The organism is Arthrobacter sp. E70, assembly GCF_058266945.1.
This window is the reverse complement of the sequence record NZ_JBYQFR010000004.1, coordinates 219456-237218: the sequence shown is the minus strand read 5'-3', so window position 1 is coordinate 237218 and position 17763 is coordinate 219456. Positions and strand designations below refer to the sequence as shown.

Sequence of the window (17763 nt, the reverse complement as noted above, 5' to 3'; positions counted from 1 at the left end):
ATGATTGAAGTCAAAAACCTGGTCCGCACCTTCAACTCCGGTGACCGCACCATCAAGCCGGTGAATGACGTCAGCTTCGTCCTGGAGCAGGGCACCCTGGCCTCCATCGTGGGCAAGAGCGGCAGCGGCAAGAGCACGCTGCTTTCCCTGCTGGGCGCCCTGGACAAGCCGACCAGCGGGGACGTGGTGGTCAACGGCGTCAGCCTGGCCAGCATGCCCGACACCAAGCTGACCGAGTACCGCCGCAGCGACATCGGATTCGTGTTCCAGCAGTTCAACCTGATCCCCAACCTGTCGGCGGTGGACAACGTCATGCTGCCGATGGAGTTCGCCGGCATGCGCAAGGCTGCCCGGCTGCAGCGCGCCAGGGAGCTGCTGGAGCAGGTCCAGCTGGATTCGTCCAAGCATGAGCGGCGCATCAATCGGCTCTCCGGCGGCGAGCAGCAGCGGGTGGCCATCGCCCGGGCACTGGCCAACGAGCCCAGGCTGATCCTCGCCGACGAACCCACGGGCAACCTGGATGAGCAGACGGGTGACCACATCATCGAGCTCCTCAGCTCGCTCAGCCGGGAGCACAACACCACCATCCTGGTGGTGACGCACGACCGGGCCCTGGCGAACAAGACGGACCGCCGCTTCCGGCTCCAGCAGGGCAAGCTCACGGAGGAACCGGTCCGGGGACGGACCGCCGTCGCGCCTACGGTCTGACGCCTGCTGGGCCTGACGCCGGACGATGCCGACGGTGGGGGAACTGCCCTGCGGTTCCTGCCGCCGTCGGCCTCTGTTGGTGGCCCCCGCCCCGGGAGCCGGAATTCCCAAACCGTCCCCCAGGCTGTGACAGGATGGCATCCATGAGTGCCCCCATCGCCACCCCGTGGCTTTTCAGCCAGCCGGACAAGGACCCCCGCTCCGCCACTGGTGCTCCACTGCGCTGGGGCGTCATCTCAACTGGCAGCATCGCCCGCGCCGTCTCGCAGGAGTTGGCGCTGCTCGCCGACGCCGAACTGTATGCGGTCAGTTCCCGGACGCAGGACGCGGCCGATGCTTTTGCCGTGGCCTACGACTTCGCCAAAGCCTACGGGGACGACGACGGCGTACCCGGCTACCAGCGGCTCCTCGCCGATGAGGCCGTGGACGTGGTGTACGTTGCCACCCCGCACGCACAGCACCATGAGATCGTCCTTGCCGCGCTCCTTGCCGGCAAGCATGTGCTCTGCGAAAAGGCCTTCACAGTCAACGCCCGCGAAGCCTCGGAGCTCATCGAAGTGGCGCGCAGTCGCAACCTTTTCCTCATGGAGGCAATGTGGAGCCGGTTCCTGCCCTCGATGCAGCGCGCCTTCCAGATCGTGGCCTCGGGGGAACTTGGGGATGTCCACTGGATCACCGCCGACCTCGGGTTTCCCGCTCCGTACTCGCCGACCGCCCGGCTGTGGGCCCGGAAGGACGGCGGCGGCGCGCTCCTGGACCTCTCCGTCTACCCCCTGCTTTGGGCGCTTGGCACCCTTGGCTTTCCACAGACCGTGAGTGCCACGGGCTTCGTTAATGATGACGGCGTGGACGCCCAGAACACCATGACGCTTGGCTACAGCCACGCTGCCCAGGTGCAGCTCACTTCGTCCCTCCTGGCCCACGGGCCCCGGACAGCCACCGTAGCCGGGAGCCTGGGCTACCTGCAGAGCATCGGCTCCATCAACAATCCGCAGGAGCTGGTCATCGCCAAAGGCTGGGAGGACCGCCGGACGGAAACGTTCGATGTGGTGGGCAAGGGATACTCCTATGAACTGCGCGAAGTGACCCGCTGCATCCAGCAGGGGCTGACGGAGAGCCCGGTGATGCCTCTTGAGGATTCGTTGAACACCATGCGCCTTTTCGATGGGGTGCGTGCCCAGTTGGGCGTCACCTATCCCAACGACAGCCACTGATACGACAGGGTTTGGGGTGCGACGCCGGGGACAGCTTTCGCTGGTACGGCGCCGGTGTGACGGCTTGGGTTTGGGAGTTGACGCCTTTCGAGCGTCCTCTTCCCGTTTGTAAATTTGTTTTAGCCGCTTCTGGACTTCCAGTAATAAGCAGTCTTACGATGTAGGCAGCGTCGATTGCAACAGTCACTGGGGGTGGTATGCATGGCTCGAATGAGTGCGCCGTTGCGTGCCCTGCGCCCAGTGCTCCTTGCGGGAGCCGCGGCGGTCACTTGGCTGACGCTCTCTTCGACTGCCGCCACTGCGGATGCCGGTCCTGACTCCTCGGCCCTGTTGGGCGGCGTCACCAGTCCGGTCTCCTCCCTGGCCGAAAGTGCCACCGGCCCGGCGCCGTCCACTCCTACAGCTTCCGCGTCCAATGCCGCGTCTACCGGGCTGCTGCAGCCCGTGGTCGCCCCGGTTTCCACCCTGGCGGATGATCTTATTTCGTCGGTGCCGGCCATCAACGAAGTGGTTCCGGCCGGGCCCGTGTCAGCCGTCTCCGTTCCGATCACCGGCGCTGCGGACAGCCTGACAGCGCAGGTGGTGCAGGTGGCTGCCGCCCCTGTGGCCGAATCAGTCCCGGCGCTCGAACCTGTCGTCCAGCCGGTATCCGACCTTCTCCCCGGGGCTGATGCATTGCCGGTTGAGCTGCCCGCTACTGTTCCGGGCCCGGGACTGCCGGCAGCTGCGGATGCTCCTGCAACGGCACTGCCACAGGCCATCACTGCAGCTTCCGCGGCTGCTGACATGAGCTCCGGGGCGGACGAGTCCGCTCCTGAATCCTCCCTTCAGGACACCACGCCGCAGTCGGCAGGCCAGGGCACTGCACTGCTGCCGGCTACTGCCGTCGATCAGTCCGCGGCAGCTGAAATCTCCGTGGAGGAGCCGCTCCCCCTCGATCCTTCACCGGCCCCTGCCCAGGCGCCTCCGGCCCCTGGTTCGGGCACGGGCTCTGGGGGATCGTCTGCCGGACCTTCCGGGGCTGCTGCGTGGCTTGATTCTTTCGGTTATTACTTCCGCATTGCCGGCGCGGTGCCGGGTCTTGAAGACCCCGAACGTGCGCCCGCACCGGTGTCGTTCGACCCCGGTTCTTCTCCTGACTAGTTGAGACCCGTCTGCCCTTGTCGGGCAGCACGTGGCCACGAGGGCTGCTGAACAGCGCCCTAACCTCAACTTTCTCAGGAGAATCCACCATGAGTTCCAACCTTCGCAGGGGCCTGTTTGGCACCCTCTTTGCCGGGGGCCTTTTGGCCTTCGGATGCACGGCCGCGAATGCCGCGGATACCACCACTGGAGCGGATCTCTCCGCTTCGGCACTGATCTCGGCGGCGGCTCCCGCTGACTCGACGTCGTTGGGCCTGCTGGGTGGCTCAACGCCGGCCGACTCAACGGGCGTCGCCGCCGCAGCTGACGTGAACGTCGGGCTGGGCACGGTAAGCGCCACAGATCCGGCGGCCAGCACAACCACGGATGTGGCAGCGGCAGCCGCCGTCGACCTCGGCCTGGGCACCAACAGCACCGGCACCACGGACGGTACCACCGCCGACCTCACCGCCGGCACAGCCGTTGACCTGGGGGTTGGTCCCGGAACGGTCACCGACCCCGCAACCACCGGGACCACCGACGTTGCGGCAGCAGCCGCCGTCGACCTCGGCCTGGGCACCAACAGCACCGGCACTACAAACGGCACGACGGCGGATATCACCGCCGACGCAACCGTTGACCTGGGGCTTGGTACCGGAACGGTCACCGACCCCGCAACCACCGGAACCACCGACGTTGCAGCGGCAGCCACCGTCGACCTCGGCCTGGGCACCAACGGCACCGGCACCACGGACGGGACTGACGCCGCCGCTACCGTCAACCTCGGCACCGGAACGGTCACCGACCCCGCAACCACCGGAACCACCGACGCCGCAGCGGCAGCCGCCGTCGACCTCGGCCTCGGCGTGGGCACCAACAGCACCGGCACTACAAACGGCACGACGGCGGACCTCACCGCCGACGCAACCGTCGACCTCGGGCTCGGCACCGGAACGGTCACCGACCCCGGAACCGCCGGAACCACCGACGTTGCAGCGGCAGCCGCCGTCGACCTCGGCCTGGGCACCAACGGCACCGGCACCACTGGTGGGGCTGACGCCGCCGCGGACCTTGGCGCAGATCTGGGCACCCCTACCTCCGGCACCGGGGGGCTTGATGCCGTGGTCGACCTGGCCGTTGGCCTGGGCCTTGGTCTTGGAAGCGACACCGGCGCCAGCACTCCTGGCACCACTGACCCGGGAACCTCCACCCCCGGCGACGGCACCATCGGTGACGCCGGCACCGTCGACCCGGGAACGTCTGGTCCCGGCACAGCCAACCCTGGCACGGACACCCCTGCTGGCACTGGCGGTGACAACTCCACCGGAGCAGGCGGTGTCGCCGGCACCGCAGGCGCTGGCGGCCTTCCGGCAGCAGGTGCCGGTTCCACCGCGGTAAGCGGCGCCATCGCGACCGTTGAGGTCCCCCGGAGCAGCTCCGCGAATGGCAACGCTGCACAGGGCAACACGGGACTTAGCAGCAACACAGGTCTCGCCGGCACCGGCCTCGCGAAGACCGGCTGGGACGCCTCACTGGTGCCCCTGGCCCTGCTGCTCCTGATCTCGGGGGTCCTTTTCCTCCGCAAGCGCAGGATGTTGTAGCAGCCGTCCACGCATTATCCGCACTCCCGCAGACATGCGCCTGAAGCGGCAGCATCCAGCGAGCTAACGAAAGGAGGACCCGCCCGGAAACTACAAAAAGAGATACAAAACATGTCCAGCACACATGTCCTTGTAGCCAATGGTCCGGCGGCGGACCAGCTCTGATTCGCCGCCGGGCCGTCGGCGTGCCACGGATATGGGGCACCCCCCAATCGTCGGCATTACTCCACCGCCCGTATAATTTGAGGTACGAGAGTGCCGCGGCGCACCGGGAGGAACGGTCATGGTGGCGGAATCGCCTAGCTCCATCAAGAATGAAGTGGTCGGCGGACGTTATCGGCTGGGGGATGTCATAGGCCGCGGCGGGATGTCCTCGGTGTATTGCGCCCGGGACGAAAACCTGGGCCGGGATGTGGCGTTGAAACTTTTCGCCCCCCAGGCTCCGGACGCGGAAGAACTCAAGCGGCAGGAAGCCGAGATCCAGCTTCTCGCCACCTTGAACCACCCCGGTCTCGTCACACTGTTCGACGCTGGCATCGACGACCGCATTCCGGACGAGCCCAGGCCCTTCCTCACCATGGAACTTGTCGAAGGCCAGGACCTGCGCAGCCGGATCCGGCACAGCCGTGTCCCCCTGGAGGAGCTGTCGGTCATCGGCGCCGGCATCGCTGATGCGCTGGCCTACGTGCACGGCCTCGGAATCATCCACCGGGACATCAAGCCCGGTAACATCCTGCTGGTCCAGATCCGCCCTGGCGAGCCGCTGCGTCCCAAGCTCACCGATTTCGGTATCGCCAGGATTGTCGACTCCACCCGGCTGACCGCCACCGGCACCATGGTGGGCACCGCCGCCTACCTCAGCCCGGAGCAGGCCCTCGGCAAGCCCCTCTCCCCGGCCACTGACATCTACTCGCTGGGACTCGTGCTGCTTGAATGCATCAAAGGCACCGTGGAGTACCCCGGCAGCCCGGTTGAATCCGCAGTTGCCCGGCTTCACCGAGCACCAGAGATCCCCGAAGACGTACCGTCGGAGTGGGCCGACCTGATCCGCTCCATGACCGCCATCGAACCGTTGGAGCGGCCCACGGCCGCCGACATCGAAACGGCATTGCGGCAGGCACTTGTCTCCCCCGCGTCCACACCTGGCGAACTCGCCCCCGAAACCACCCGCGTCCTTCCGGCCATGCCTTTCCACCCGCCCTCCATCACCGCGGAGGAATCCGTGGATGAGCTGCGGGAAGCGGCCGGAACAAAGGGCATTGCGGGAAGCAGCGAAGCGGCAATCGAAAAGCCCGCTGCCGCGCCCGCCCGGAATCTTCATCCGCAAACACGGACAAAGCGTTTCTGGCTGGCGCTGGTCCTGGGCCTCGTGGTGGTGGCCGCCGCGGTCGCGGCTGTCATGATGACCGTCTCGGCACAGGCGCCTGCCGACGTCGTCCCTTACCCAACGGTGACCGGCGTCCTGGGCGACCATCTTCAGGAACTTCAGAAGAGCGTGGAGCCGTGATCCTGTCTCCGCGCCGCTACGCGAGGCTGTTCTTCGGCGGCTCCGCGCTGGTGCTTTCAGCCGTTGTCCTCAGCGCCTGTGCCCCCTCCAGCAACGGACTGCAACGGGACGTCGCCACCCAGCTTCAGGCGCGGGTCCTGGAGGTCACCCAGGCGTCGTCCCAAAACGATCCCGCCTCAGCGTTGAAAGCACTGGACGGACTCGAGTCCGACCTCTCGGCCGCGCAGGCGAAAGGCCGGGTTTCAGAGGACCGGCGGCGCAGCATCACCACCGTGGCAACGGCCGTCCGGGCAGACCTTAACGCGGCCCTCTCCGCTCAACAGGCCAAGGCCGCGGAGGACGCCCGGATCGCCGCAGGGCAGGCAGCCGCGCAAAGCCCCTCCCCCGCCCCGGAAGCAACCGTGCCGCAGCCCGCACCGGCTCCCGCGCCGGCCCCGGGCAATGCCTCCGGCAACGGCACGGATGCCGGCAACGGCACGGACGCGGGCAAGAACAATGGTGACAAGGGCAAAGGCAGGAACTGAGGCAGGGCCTGCCGTGCCACAACCGAACCTTATCGAAAGAGGCGGTGCTCCGGGATTCCGGAGCACCGCCTCTTTTTGGCCCGCAGCCAAGCACCGCAGGTGCCGGGCCGCTGCGATGGCTAGCTCAGGCTGGCGATGACCTTGTTCAGGGTGGCGGAAGGACGCATCACCGCAGAGGCCTTGGCATCCTCGGGGTGGTAGTAGCCTCCGATGTCCACCGGCGAGCCCTGGACCTCGGCCAGTTCGCCCACGATCGTTTCCTCCTTGGAGGAAAGCTCGCTGGCGACCGAGCCGAAGGCGGCGGCGAGGTCGGCGTCGTCCGTCTGCTTGGCCAGCTCTTCAGCCCAGTACCGGGCCAGGAAGTAGTGGCTGCCACGGTTGTCCAGCTCGCCGGCGCGCCGGCTCGGGGACTTGTTCTCCAGCAGGAACGTGCCGGTGGCGCGGTCCAGCGTGTCGGCCAGGACCTGGGCGCGGGCGTTGCCCGTGGTGGTGGCCAGGTGCTCGAAGCTGACGGCCAAGGCCAGGAATTCGCCCAGGCTGTCCCAGCGCAGGTGGTTTTCCTTCAGCAGCTGCTGGACGTGCTTCGGGGCGGAGCCGCCGGCACCGGTCTCGAACAGTCCGCCGCCGTTCATCAGCGGAACAACGGAGAGCATCTTGGCGCTGGTACCCAGTTCCAGGATGGGGAACAGGTCCGTCAGGTAGTCGCGGAGCACGTTGCCGGTGACCGAGATGGTGTCTTCGCCCTTGCGGATGCGTTCCAGGGTGAAGGCGATGGCCTTCACCGGGGACATGATCTGGATGTCCAGGCCCTCGGTGTCGTGCTCCTTCAGGTACTCGTTGACCTTGGCGATCAGGTTGGCGTCGTGGGCGCGCTCCTCGTCCAGCCAGAACACGGCCGGGGTCTGCGAGGCGCGGGCGCGGGTGACGGCGAGCTTGACCCAGTCGCGGATAGGGGCGTCCTTGGTCTGGCAGGCGCGCCAGATGTCGCCCACGGAAACCTCGTGTTCGATCAGGACGTTGCCCGAGCCGTCCACAACCTGCACGGTGCCGGCTTCCTGGATCTCGAACGTCTTGTCGTGGCTGCCGTACTCTTCGGCTGCCTGGGCCATGAGGCCAACGTTCGGCACAGTTCCCATGGTGGTGGGGTCGTAGGCGCCGTTGGCGCGGCAGTCATCGATGACCACCTGGTAGATGCCCGCGTAGGAGCTGTCCGGCAGGACGGCCAGGGTGTCCGCTTCCTTGCCGTCCGGGCCCCACATGTGGCCGGAGCTGCGGATCATGGCCGGCATGGAGGCGTCGACGATGACGTCGCTGGGGACATTCAGGGTGGTGATGCCCTTGTCGGAGTCCACCATGGCCAGGGCGGGGCCGTCTTCCAGGCCCTTCTTGATCAGGTTCTGGACGCCGTCACGGACATCCGCGGGCAGGTCCTCGAGGCTGCTGAGGATCGCGGCGAGGCCGTTGTTGGGGCTGATGCCGGCTGCGGCCAGCTGCTTGCCGTAGGTCTCGAACAGTTCCGAGAAGTACGCCTTGACCACGTGCCCGAAGATGATGGGGTCAGAGACCTTCATCATGGTGGCCTTCAGGTGTGCGGAGAACAGCACGCCTTCTTCCTTGGCGCGGGCAACCTGGGCCTTGAGGAACTCGTCCAAGGCAGCAGCGCGCATGACGGTGCCGTCGATGACCTCGCCGGCCAGGACGGGGAAAGCCTTCTTCAGGACCTTGACGGAGCCGTCCTCGCGGACCAGCTGGATGGCGATGGTGCCCTCGTTCTCGATGACCACGGACTTCTCATTGGAGCGGAAGTCGTTCTGGCCCATGGTGGCCACGTTGGTCTTGGAGTCGGCGGTCCAGGCGCCCATGGAGTGCGGGTTCTGGCGGGCGTAGTTCTTGACGGACAGGGGCGCGCGGCGGTCCGAGTTGCCTTCGCGCAGGACCGGGTTCACGGCGGAGCCCTTGATCTTGTCGTAGCGCGAGCGGATGGCGGTTTCCTCGTCGGACGTGGGGTTGTCCGGGTAGTCGGGCAGTGCGTAGCCCTGGCCCTGCAGCTCTGCAATGGCGGCCTTCAGCTGCGGGATGGAGGCGCTGATGTTGGGCAGCTTGATGATGTTGGCTTCCGGCGTCTTTGCCAGCTCACCGAGTTCAGCAAGGGCGTCACCGATCTGCTGCTCGGGGGTCAGGTAGTCACCGAAGACGGCGATGATGCGGCCGGCGAGCGAGATGTCGCGGGTCTCCACCTCCACACCTGCTGTCGAAGCGAACGCCTCGATGATCGGCAGGAACGAATAGGTAGCCAGCATCGGCGCTTCGTCGGTGTGGGTGTAGATAATCTTGGACATGCGCGGGCGTCTCCCTGTGGGTCGGCTTGGTTGTGAAAAATTCGGTCTATTTCACCATGTACAACTTACCCGAGGACGCCCGTTCAAACCTCAACGTGCACCGCGCATTACCGCGGTGAGAGCAGGATTACAGCGATAGAGAACGCTCGACGGCGGATTGGGGCACCCGGGTGCGTGGCGCCGTCGTCCTCTGCCTCTGCCCTGGGGGCGGCAGGGGTCTGCAACCTCCTACATGAGACGTCACTACTGTTTACAAACTTGTCATATGACGATAAATTCGCTACGTCACTCCCTACCCCGGGCCCAACCCCGTTACGACAGGACAACAATGACACGTACCAGGTCTCTGGCTTCCGGCCTCCTGGCCTTCTCGGCAGCCGCCGTGCTGGCACTCACCTCGGCAGGCGGAGCTTCCGCGGCACCGGCACCGTCCGGGGACCAGGCGGACCCCTCGGTCACCAAGGTGGCCGTGGAGGCTGCAGGTGCCGCCGACTACTGGACCGCCGAGCGGATGCAGAGCGCCATCCCCGGAGACGTCCTGGCCGGCAAAGCCCTGGAACGCGGCAACCGCTCCAGCACCGACATCGTGGAAAAGGGCAGGCCCAGCACCACCAAAGCCACCAAGGGCAAGCAGACCATCGCCAAGAGCGAAGTTCCCGTCTCCCACATCGGCAAGGTCTTCTTCACCCTCGGCGGCTCGAACTACGTCTGCTCGGGCAACGCCGTCTCCTCAACCAACGGCAGCACGGTGTCCACGGCCGGACACTGCGTGAACGAAGGCCCCGGCGCGTACGCCACCAACTTCGTCTTCGTCCCCGCCTACGAGAACGGGAACGCCCCCTACGGCAAGTGGGCCGCACGTGCCCTGTACGCGCCCACGCAGTGGGTCACCAACGGGGACATGACCTACGACACCGGGTTCGCAGTGGTGAACCGCAACGCGCAGAACCAGACCCTGACGTCGGTGGTGGGCGGCTCGGGTGTCGCCTTCAACCAGGCCCGCGGATTGACCTACAAGTCCTACGGCTACCCCGCCGCGGCGCCGTTCAACGGTGAGACGCTGAAGAGCTGCACCGGGACGGCGACGAACGACCCCAACAACCCGCAGTTCAACAGCCAGGGCATTCCCTGCGATATGACCGGCGGCTCCTCCGGCGGCCCCTGGTTCATCGGCACCAGCTCCGATGGCCTGCAGAACTCCATCAACAGCTACGGCTACAACCGCTCCGCCGTGATGTACGGCCCGTACTGGGGCGCCGTCATCCAGGCCACCTACAACAGTGCAGCAGCAGCCTAAGGAACCAGCGCGGGGCCAAGGCGGGGAGAGCCAGGGCGACGTCAGCCATGTCGACCTGGACCAGTCACCCGACGAGGCCCTTGAGTACTGGACAAAGGAACGGATGGCGGAAGCCAAGCCCCGGGAGCTCCGGCTTCCGGAGCCGACGCACGGCCCGGATGACCAGGACTAAGCCAGCACAACGACGACGGCGCCCGTCCCCAGCGAGGGGACGGGCGCCGTCGTCGATATGTCACCATCCACTGCTCCCCACGTAGATGTCGTTTCCACGAGGGAAAACGGCATCTACGCAGCAATCGATGGGTGATGGGCTAGTGGAAGAAGTGGCGGGCTCCGGTGAAGTACATCGTGATGCCGGCCGCGTTGGCGGCGGCAATGACTTCCTCGTCGCGGACGGAACCGCCTGGCTGGACCACCGCGCGGACGCCGGCATCGATCAGGATCTGCAGGCCATCAGCGAACGGGAAGAACGCGTCCGAAGCTGCCACGGCACCGCGGGCCCGCTCCGGTGCGCCGGCACCGCTGGCGTTGGAGGCACCGCCGGCACCTTCGACGTCGGACTCCACCGTCACGCCCAGCGTGTTGGCCCGCTCCACGGCCAGGCGGCAGGAGTCCAGGCGGTTGACCTGGCCCATGCCGATGCCCACCGCGGCGCCGTTCTCCGCGAGGAGGATGGCGTTGGACTTCGCGGCCCGGCATGCGGTCCACGCGAACGCGAGGTCCGCAAGGGTCTTCTCGTCCGCGGCTTCGCCGGCGGCGAGGGTCCAGTTGGCAGGATTGTCGCCGTCGGCGTCCACCTTGTCGGAGACCTGGACCAGCATGCCGCCGGAGACCTGGCGGAACTCCGTGGGGTAGCGGCCGTAGCCTTCGGGCAGGGCGAGGAGGCGGATGTTCTTCTTCTTGGACAGGATCTCCACGGCCTCCGGCTCGAAGCCGGGCGCAATGACTACTTCGGTGAAGATGTCCTTGACGGTGTTGGCCATGCCCGCGGTCACGGTGCGGTTGGCAGCAATGACGCCACCGAAGGCGGAGACGGGATCGCAGGCGTGGGCCTTCGCATGGGCGTCGGCGATAGGGTCGGCTGCATCCGCGGAACCGACGGCCACACCGCACGGGTTGGCGTGCTTGATGATGGCCACGGCCGGCTCGCTGAAGTCGAAGGCGGCGCGCAGGGCGGCGTCGGCGTCGACGAAGTTGTTGTAGCTCATGGCCTTGCCGTGCAGCTGGTCCGCCTGGGCGATGCCCACGGGAGCGGCGTTGTCCACGTAAAGGGCAGCCTGCTGGTGCGGGTTCTCGCCGTAGCGGAGGACCTCCGAGCGCTCGAGGGACAGGCCGGCGTAGGCGGGCCAGTCGATGACGCCGTCACCGTCCTCGTCCAGGAACTGGCTGGCGGTCCAGGTGGCAACTGCGTTGTCGTAGGACGCGGTGTGGGCGAAGGCCTTGGCGGCGAGGCGGCGGCGGGTCTTCAGGTCAAAGCCGCCCGCGGCAGCGGCCTCAACCACCTGGCCGTAGAAGTTGGGGTCCACCACAATGGCGACGGCGGCGTGGTTCTTCGCAGCGGAGCGCACCATGGCGGGGCCCCCAATGTCGATCTGCTCGACGACGTCATCCTGCGCCGCACCCGACTTAACGGTCTCCACGAACGGGTAGAGGTTCACCACCACCAGGTCGAAGGGCTCGATCTCCATTTGCGTGAGGGTCTCCATGTGCGCCGCCACGCGGCGGTCGGCCAGGATGCCGCCGTGCACACGCGGGTGCAGGGTCTTGACCCGGCCATCCAGCATCTCAGGCGAACCGGTCACTTCCTCCACCTCCTGGACGGGGATGCCCGCGGCGGCGATCTTCTTGGCCGTGGAGCCGGTGGACACCAGCTTCACGCCCGCCTCGTGCAGGCCCTTGGCGAGCTCCTCCAGGCCGGTCTTGTCGTAAACCGAGATCAGGGCCCGGCGGATGGGTACACGGTCAATGGATACGCGCTCATGCTGCGTGAAGCTCACAAATGTCTCCGTCTTATCTCGCGGACGAGTGCCGCGGTTGGTGGGGATAGGGCCAGTTTATCGCGAAGCGCAGCGTCGGCCGGTGTGTCCGCCCGAGTATGAACACCCGGGGCCGGGCTAGAGTTTTGAGAAGGAGGCGGCGATGAATACTTACACCACTGTGCCCAGCGGCGAACAGGTGGTCCAGGAACTGCCCTGGCGATGGAAAGTCCAGGGCAGGATCTTCCTGATCGGGGGCCTGGGCTTCATGTTCGACGCCTGGGACGTGACCCTGAACGGCATCCTGATCCCGCTGCTGTCCAAACACTGGTCCCTGACCGCCGGCGACGCGGCCTGGGTGGGCACCGCCAACCTGATCGGCATGGCGCTGGGCGCCTTCGTTTGGGGCACTATTGCGGACACGGTAGGGCGCAAGAAGGCCTTCACCGCCACGCTGCTGCTGTTCTCCCTGTTCACCGTGCTCGGTGCGTTCGCTCCGGACTTTGCGTGGTTCTGCATCTTCCGGTTCATGGCCGGCTTCGGACTGGGCGGGTGCATCCCGGTGGACTATGCCCTGGTGGGTGAGTTCACTCCGCGGAAGCAACGCGGAAAGGTGCTGACGGCGATGGACGGCTGGTGGCCCATCGGCGCCGCCCTGGCAGGGTTCGTCTCCGCCGGGCTGGTGGCCCTGTACGGTGACTGGCGCCTAACCATGCTGGTCATGGTGCTGCCGGCACTGCTGGTGTTCTGGGTCCGGCGCAGCGTGCCCGAATCGCCGCTGTTCCTGATCCGGAAGGGCCGGCGGGAGGAAGCGGCCCGGATCATTGACGGGTTGGTGGCGGCCACCGGCGCGGAGGCGCGCGCCTACAGCCTCCCCGACGCCAGGGACGTCCCGCGGCTCTCCGCCGGCAGCGCCTGGACCCAGCTGCGCTCCGTCTGGCAGTTCAACTGGAAGATCACTGCGGCGGCCTGGTCGCTGTTCTTCAGCATCCTGCTGGTCTACTACCTGTCCCTGACGTGGATGCCGCGGATCCTGATCGGAGCCGGGTTCGCCGAATACAAGGCGTTCGTGACCACTGCGTCCATGGCCGCCGTCGGCTTCCTGGGCGTGGTGGTGGCTGCCCTGCTGGTGGAGCGCGTGGGCCGCAAATGGATCCTGGCCATCACCGGCCCGCTGTCGGCGCTGACCCTGGTCATCGTGGCGATCGTGGTGGACATCCCCACGGCCGCGGTGTTCTGGCTGCTGGTGTTCGGGTTCGTGGTCCAGGTGGCCATCCCGGTGCTCTACGCATATGTGTCAGAGCTTTACCCCACGGAGCTGCGCGGCACCGGGTTCGGCTGGGCCTCCACGTTCTCGCGGCTGGGGGCCGGGTTCGGTCCGCTCATCTTCGCGAACTACTTCTGGCCCGAACTGGGTCTGGCCACATCCTTTGCGCTGGCAGGGGCGCTGGTGCTGGCCGCCGTCCTGTGGATGGCGTTCTTCTCCCCCGAAACCCGGCAGCGCCGCCTCGAGTAGGACGTTCGGTGACTAGTTGGACGGGGAGAACGAGGGGTCGGCGGCGAGGGCGGCCAGGGTGGACACCAGGAGCCTGCGTTCGACGACCTTGATGCGCTCGTGCAGCGTCTCCTCGGTGTCCGAATCCTCGATCGCCACGGCCTCCTGGGCGATGATGGGTCCGGTGTCCACCCCGGCGTCGGCCCAGTGCACAGTGCACCCGGTCACCTTCACGCCGTAGGCCATGGCGTCCCGCACGCCGTGGGCTCCGGGGAACGCCGGAAGCAATGCGGGGTGGGTGTTGAGGTACCGGCCGTTGAACGCGTCGATGAAATCCGGGCTGACGATCCGCATGAAGCCGGAGGAGACCACCACGTCAGGCTTGTATGCGGCCACGGCTTCGGTCAGTGCGGCGTTCCAGCCGGCCCGGTCCGGATAGGCCTTGAAGTCCACCACGAACGTGGGGATGCCCGCCGCGGCGGAGCGCTCGACGCCGAATGTGCCTTCGCGGTCTGCCCCCACCGCCGCGATCTCGACGTCGAGCTGGCCTGACCTGACGGCGTCGATGACGGCCTGGAGGTTGGACCCGGTCCCGGAAACAAGCACGACGATACGCATTGGTCCAGCTTAGGTGCACGCTCGCGTACGCTGGAAAACATGAACAGCACACAGGGCCGGGGCGGGAAGCAGCAGGCCAGGCCCGCGCTCAGCGAGGCGGCCAAGGCCTCCCTCGCCAAGACCCACACCCTGTTCCGGATGTTCGTTGTCTCCGTGCTCGGCGCGTTCTTCGTCTACCAGCTTGACGTCAACTACCTGTGGCTGACGACGGTCCTCACCGCTGCCGGGATTGTCCTCGGCGTGGTCCTGCTGGTCAGGGCGGTCCGGCTGCGGGAATCCAGGCTGGTGCTGTTCGGCACCATTTCCGGCCTGGTGGTCGCCGCTGTCATGGTGCTGCTGATCGTCAGCACCATGGTCTTCTTTGACCAGGTGCGCGAGTACCAGGCCTGCGTGGCCCGCGCCCTGACCGACCGCGCCACCCATGCCTGCATGGTGCAGTTCCAGGACGTGCTGCCCACCAGGGTGCGGTAGCCCCCGGCCGTTGGTCCTAGCGGACCAGTTCCACATCCGGTTCCGCGGCCACGATTTTCTCGCGTTCGAGCCAAGGTCCCGCAGCGTAGCCAATCACGACGCCGACCCCCACCTCCGAGGCCACCCACAGCGCCGTCCAGAGCGGATCAGGCCCAATATCGGTCAGGCGGCCAATGCCGGCGGATCCCCTGGCCACCCAGGCCAGGCAGACCGTCAACAGCCCTGCTGCCACACCCACCAGAACGCCGAGCACCAGGGTGGACACCGTCGCCGTGAACCAGCGCGCCCGGACCTTGATGGCGAGCCATTCGTCGAAGTGGTTTTCGCCCTCCCTGAGGAACCACCAGCCGGCAACGGCTCCAGCCAGCACGGGGACGATCAGTGCCACGAAGGCGTAATCCAGGGGCCCCGAGGGAATGGCTGCCAGCACGGGGACCGAAGGCAGGGGCCCCACAGCCGTGCCCAGGGGGCCTGCGTGGGAACCGGCCCCCATCGCGAATCCCGCGCCCGAGGTCCACGCCAGGGCAAACACGGCCAGGTTGGGCAGGAACCCAAGCTGCGCGACGGTCAAGGCGGCACCGCCTACCGGGCCGGGGTCGAGCGCTTCATAGACTGCCACCACCAGGTTCCAGTGGATGAACAGGTCGACGGCCAACAGCACGGCGGCCAGGGTGAGCGCGGCGGCCACCGCCACGAAACCGGCCTTCGCGGCCGAGGCGAAATACGATCCGGCCCAGCGTGAGTGTTGGCTGGTGCGGGAGATCCAGTCCACCGCGTCCACGCCGATCAGCCGGCTCCAGGAGCCCGCTTCCCTCCGGGCTCCAACCACCATGCCCAACCCGTACGGGACCAGCGGAACCAGCAGGGCGAACCAGAGGTTGATGACGACGTCGGGCGTGCGGCACACAAAGCCGGTGGCGGCGCCGAACGCGGCGTAGACCGCCCACGAGCCCAGCAGCGCCTGCCAGAGCTGGTCCGTGTAGGAGGCACGCGCCAGCCGGCGGCCGGCACGCCATGCCAGGAGGAAGGGGATCAGGGTCAGGCCGAGGGGTATGAGGCTCAGGAGGTCGGAATCGCCATGGGAAGCGGACGCGGGTCCGGCTCCGCCAAGTTCGAGCGGAACGCCGTGGACCAGGAGCCAGGACTGCCCGGCCAAACGGGCGAGGACCTCGAACTGGCCGTTCTGGAACCCGGCAGTAGCCCAGACGGCCACGATCGGCGCCACCACCACCAGCGCAGAAATGATGGCAGCCTGCGCCGTCTCAAGGGCTCCCTGCAGCCACAAGGGCATGGGAAGGCCACGGTCTCCGGTCTGATCAGCACGCAGTTTCATCGTGTTCCATGGTGTCACGGGGCGTACGCCCCGCCTGCGAACGACAGGCGCCCGGTGAAGACGGAAGCATAATCAGTGCCCAGCGGCCCGGCGCTTTTTCCCGGGGCGGGCCGTAAAATTGATATCTGATACCACCACCGCCCCCGCCGAGGGTGTACTGCGATTTTCGCTGGCTTCCGGTTTCGACAGAAGCCAGCATCGGGCCCGGAATCCGTAAACCGGGAAAACAGGAGCCGCGAATGAGAGATGAACCGTAAGTTCTGAAGATATTCGTCCTACTGGCTGGTGCAGTCGCCGTTCGTGCGGCTGCACCAGCATTTTTGTGCCGGCCGGGTCAGGCCCCTCGTGGCACACAGCGGCGCCGGGAGTCCTGGTGGGACTCCCGGCGCCGCTTCGCGTTGTGAAGGTGCCGCTCTGAAGGTGCGCCTTCAGGCGCGCTCACCAGCCCGCGGTGACGGATCAGCGGCGGGTGTCGCCGTCCGTTTCGATGTTCTCCTTGCGGACCTCTTCGTTCACCGTGACGTCGTCGCGGACCACGTCCTTGTCCAGCCGGACGCGCTCCACCGGAACAGCTTCCTTCTCGACGACGGGGCGCTCCTCGTGGAGGACAACTTCGTGTTCCTCTTCGCTGATGGCCGGCCCGTCGAGGGCGGCACCACGGTTGGCGTCGGTGATGGGCTCGCGCTCAATGCGGACTTCCTCACGCTCCACGGGAATCGTCTTGGTGACGTTCTCGGTGGTGACGTACTTCCGCAGCCGTGCGCGGCCGGTGGTTTCCCGTTCCTTGCCGACGTGCAGCCGTTCCTCCGAACGCGTCATGGCGTCATCGGTGGTGGGGCCTGACGTGTCGTGGCCAACGGTCCCGCGCGCGGTCTCGTCGCGGTCGTAGGTGTCCCGGCCGGCGGCGAGTCCGGTGGTGGGGGTGCCGGCGTTCAGGTCGGCGTCGCCCTGCAGGTCGACGTCCCTCTCAGTGCCGGTACGCGCTTCGGTGTAGGTCCGGGCGCCGCGGTCGTAGTAGGTGTACAGGCGGTCCTCTTCCTCGGGGGTGAGGTGACCGTCAACGTCAACGCGGGGCGCATCCTTGACGTGCTCCTTGGTGTACGGAACCACGAGGTCGTCGCCCTGGTGGTGTGCACCCTCAACGGGCACGAAAGACTCGGAGGTGCCGAAGAGGCCGGTCTTGACGGTGACCCACGTGGGCTCGCCCGTGTCGTCGTCGGCGTACAGCTGTCCGATCGAGCCGATCTTCGCGCCGTCGGATCCAACAACGTGGCCGCCGCGGTTGAGCAGGTCTTCAAGATTGTTCCTGTTGAGCATGACTCTCCTTGGATCTGTCTTTGCACTGGGTCTGCCAGCGATGGACGTACCGGACCGGGGGGTTTCCCAACTGTCCGGCTTCCGCCCCGGCTGCTTGAGGCTCTGCGCTGACTGCACCTCTACCGTAAGCATGCTTAGCATCAGATGCCAAGCCTACTTAGTAATTTTTTTAAACCCGGTGATCTGTTGTTCACCCGGCCTTCTCCTCCGGGTAACGCTTTCTCCCCCGCCATTTCAAGGA

General features: G+C 66.7%; 15 protein-coding genes. 10 read left to right on the top strand and 5 right to left on the bottom strand.

Features of this window, described 5'->3' with window-relative positions; translation table 11 throughout:
* The 6 genes from AC3IMC_RS06730 to AC3IMC_RS06705 all read left to right on the top strand — a co-directional run bounded on the left by AC3IMC_RS06730 (position 1) and on the right by AC3IMC_RS06705 (position 6676).
* Complete coding sequence (locus AC3IMC_RS06730) at positions 1-708, top strand: ABC transporter ATP-binding protein (RefSeq protein WP_490917624.1); 708 nt, start codon at positions 1-3, stop codon at positions 706-708.
* Between the two features lie 143 nt (positions 709-851).
* A complete protein-coding gene (locus tag AC3IMC_RS06725; protein ID WP_490917623.1) occupies positions 852-1922 on the top strand; it encodes a Gfo/Idh/MocA family protein in 1071 nt (356 codons plus the stop codon).
* 210 nt (positions 1923-2132) lie between these two features.
* Positions 2133-3065: a hypothetical protein gene (locus tag AC3IMC_RS06720; RefSeq protein WP_490917622.1), complete on the top strand. Its 933-nt coding sequence runs from the start codon at positions 2133-2135 to the stop codon at positions 3063-3065.
* Positions 3066-3154: 89 nt separating this feature from the next.
* On the top strand, positions 3155-4645 hold the full coding sequence (locus AC3IMC_RS06715; protein WP_490917621.1) for a hypothetical protein: 1491 nt from the start codon (positions 3155-3157) through the stop codon (positions 4643-4645).
* 283 nt (positions 4646-4928) lie between these two features.
* Positions 4929-6152, top strand: a complete 1224-nt coding sequence (locus AC3IMC_RS06710) for a serine/threonine-protein kinase (RefSeq protein ID WP_490917620.1) — start codon at positions 4929-4931, stop codon at positions 6150-6152.
* Entirely contained in the window at positions 6149-6676 is a 528-nt protein-coding gene (locus AC3IMC_RS06705) for a hypothetical protein (protein ID WP_490917619.1), read from the top strand. Before AC3IMC_RS06710 ends, AC3IMC_RS06705 begins: the two co-directional genes overlap by 4 nt.
* Positions 6677-6795: 119 nt before the next feature.
* Here AC3IMC_RS06705 and AC3IMC_RS06700 read toward each other — a convergent pair whose 3' ends face one another.
* Positions 6796-9015 (bottom strand): NADP-dependent isocitrate dehydrogenase, encoded by a 2220-nt coding sequence (locus AC3IMC_RS06700; RefSeq protein ID WP_490917618.1) that lies wholly within the window; start codon positions 9013-9015, stop codon positions 6796-6798.
* Between the two features lie 328 nt (positions 9016-9343).
* On the opposite strand from AC3IMC_RS06700, the gene AC3IMC_RS06695 reads away from it, so the two are divergent.
* Both AC3IMC_RS06695 and AC3IMC_RS06690 read left to right on the top strand, forming a co-directional pair.
* Positions 9344-10312 (top strand): trypsin-like serine peptidase, encoded by a 969-nt coding sequence (locus AC3IMC_RS06695; protein ID WP_490917617.1) that lies wholly within the window; start codon positions 9344-9346, stop codon positions 10310-10312.
* Positions 10296-10484, top strand: coding sequence for a hypothetical protein (locus AC3IMC_RS06690; RefSeq protein WP_490917616.1), 189 nt, complete (start codon positions 10296-10298; stop codon positions 10482-10484). Before AC3IMC_RS06695 ends, AC3IMC_RS06690 begins: the two co-directional genes overlap by 17 nt.
* A gap of 139 nt (positions 10485-10623) precedes the next feature.
* Here the strand turns inward: AC3IMC_RS06690 and purH are convergent, their stop codons facing one another.
* Positions 10624-12309 carry a bifunctional phosphoribosylaminoimidazolecarboxamide formyltransferase/IMP cyclohydrolase gene (purH, locus tag AC3IMC_RS06685; protein WP_490917615.1) on the bottom strand — a complete coding sequence of 562 codons (1686 nt, stop codon included), beginning with the start codon at positions 12307-12309 and terminating at the stop codon, positions 10624-10626.
* A 142-nt stretch (positions 12310-12451) separates the two neighbouring features.
* Between purH and AC3IMC_RS06680 the strand changes: the two genes are divergently transcribed.
* Complete coding sequence (locus AC3IMC_RS06680) at positions 12452-13804, top strand: MFS transporter (protein WP_490917614.1); 1353 nt, start codon at positions 12452-12454, stop codon at positions 13802-13804.
* 12 nt (positions 13805-13816) lie between these two features.
* On the opposite strand, the gene purN is transcribed toward AC3IMC_RS06680, so the two are convergent.
* Positions 13817-14401: a phosphoribosylglycinamide formyltransferase gene (gene purN, locus AC3IMC_RS06675; protein WP_490917613.1), complete on the bottom strand. Its 585-nt coding sequence runs from the start codon at positions 14399-14401 to the stop codon at positions 13817-13819.
* A 39-nt stretch (positions 14402-14440) separates the two neighbouring features.
* On the opposite strand from purN, the gene AC3IMC_RS06670 reads away from it, so the two are divergent.
* Positions 14441-14872 (top strand): hypothetical protein, encoded by a 432-nt coding sequence (locus tag AC3IMC_RS06670; RefSeq protein ID WP_490917612.1) that lies wholly within the window; start codon positions 14441-14443, stop codon positions 14870-14872.
* Positions 14873-14888: 16 nt separating this feature from the next.
* Here the strand turns inward: AC3IMC_RS06670 and AC3IMC_RS06665 are convergent, their stop codons facing one another.
* A complete protein-coding gene (locus AC3IMC_RS06665) occupies positions 14889-16205 on the bottom strand; it encodes a cell division protein PerM (RefSeq protein WP_490917611.1) in 1317 nt (438 codons plus the stop codon).
* 459 nt (positions 16206-16664) lie between these two features.
* Positions 16665-17522: a DUF2382 domain-containing protein gene (locus AC3IMC_RS06660; protein ID WP_490917610.1), complete on the bottom strand. Its 858-nt coding sequence runs from the start codon at positions 17520-17522 to the stop codon at positions 16665-16667.
* Positions 17523-17763: the final 241 nt, after the last annotated feature.

Bases quoted from the DNA above. Each gene is read 5' to 3' on its own strand.
- AC3IMC_RS06730 (WP_490917624.1), top strand. From the start codon at position 1: ATGATTGAAGTCAAAAACCTGGTCCGCACCTTCAACTCCGGTGACCGC.
- AC3IMC_RS06725 (WP_490917623.1), top strand. From the start codon at position 852: ATGAGTGCCCCCATCGCCACCCCGTGGCTTTTCAGCCAGCCGGACAAG.
- AC3IMC_RS06720 (WP_490917622.1), top strand. From the start codon at position 2,133: ATGAGTGCGCCGTTGCGTGCCCTGCGCCCAGTGCTCCTTGCGGGAGCC.
- AC3IMC_RS06715 (WP_490917621.1), top strand. From the start codon at position 3,155: ATGAGTTCCAACCTTCGCAGGGGCCTGTTTGGCACCCTCTTTGCCGGG.
- AC3IMC_RS06710 (WP_490917620.1), top strand. From the start codon at position 4,929: ATGGTGGCGGAATCGCCTAGCTCCATCAAGAATGAAGTGGTCGGCGGA.
- AC3IMC_RS06700 (WP_490917618.1), bottom strand. From the start codon at position 9,015: ATGTCCAAGATTATCTACACCCACACCGACGAAGCGCCGATGCTGGCT.
- AC3IMC_RS06695 (WP_490917617.1), top strand. From the start codon at position 9,344: ATGACACGTACCAGGTCTCTGGCTTCCGGCCTCCTGGCCTTCTCGGCA.
- AC3IMC_RS06680 (WP_490917614.1), top strand. From the start codon at position 12,452: ATGAATACTTACACCACTGTGCCCAGCGGCGAACAGGTGGTCCAGGAA.
- purN (WP_490917613.1), bottom strand. From the start codon at position 14,401: ATGCGTATCGTCGTGCTTGTTTCCGGGACCGGGTCCAACCTCCAGGCC.
- AC3IMC_RS06670 (WP_490917612.1), top strand. From the start codon at position 14,441: ATGAACAGCACACAGGGCCGGGGCGGGAAGCAGCAGGCCAGGCCCGCG.
- AC3IMC_RS06665 (WP_490917611.1), bottom strand. From the start codon at position 16,205: ATGAAACTGCGTGCTGATCAGACCGGAGACCGTGGCCTTCCCATGCCC.
- AC3IMC_RS06660 (WP_490917610.1), bottom strand. From the start codon at position 17,522: ATGCTCAACAGGAACAATCTTGAAGACCTGCTCAACCGCGGCGGCCAC.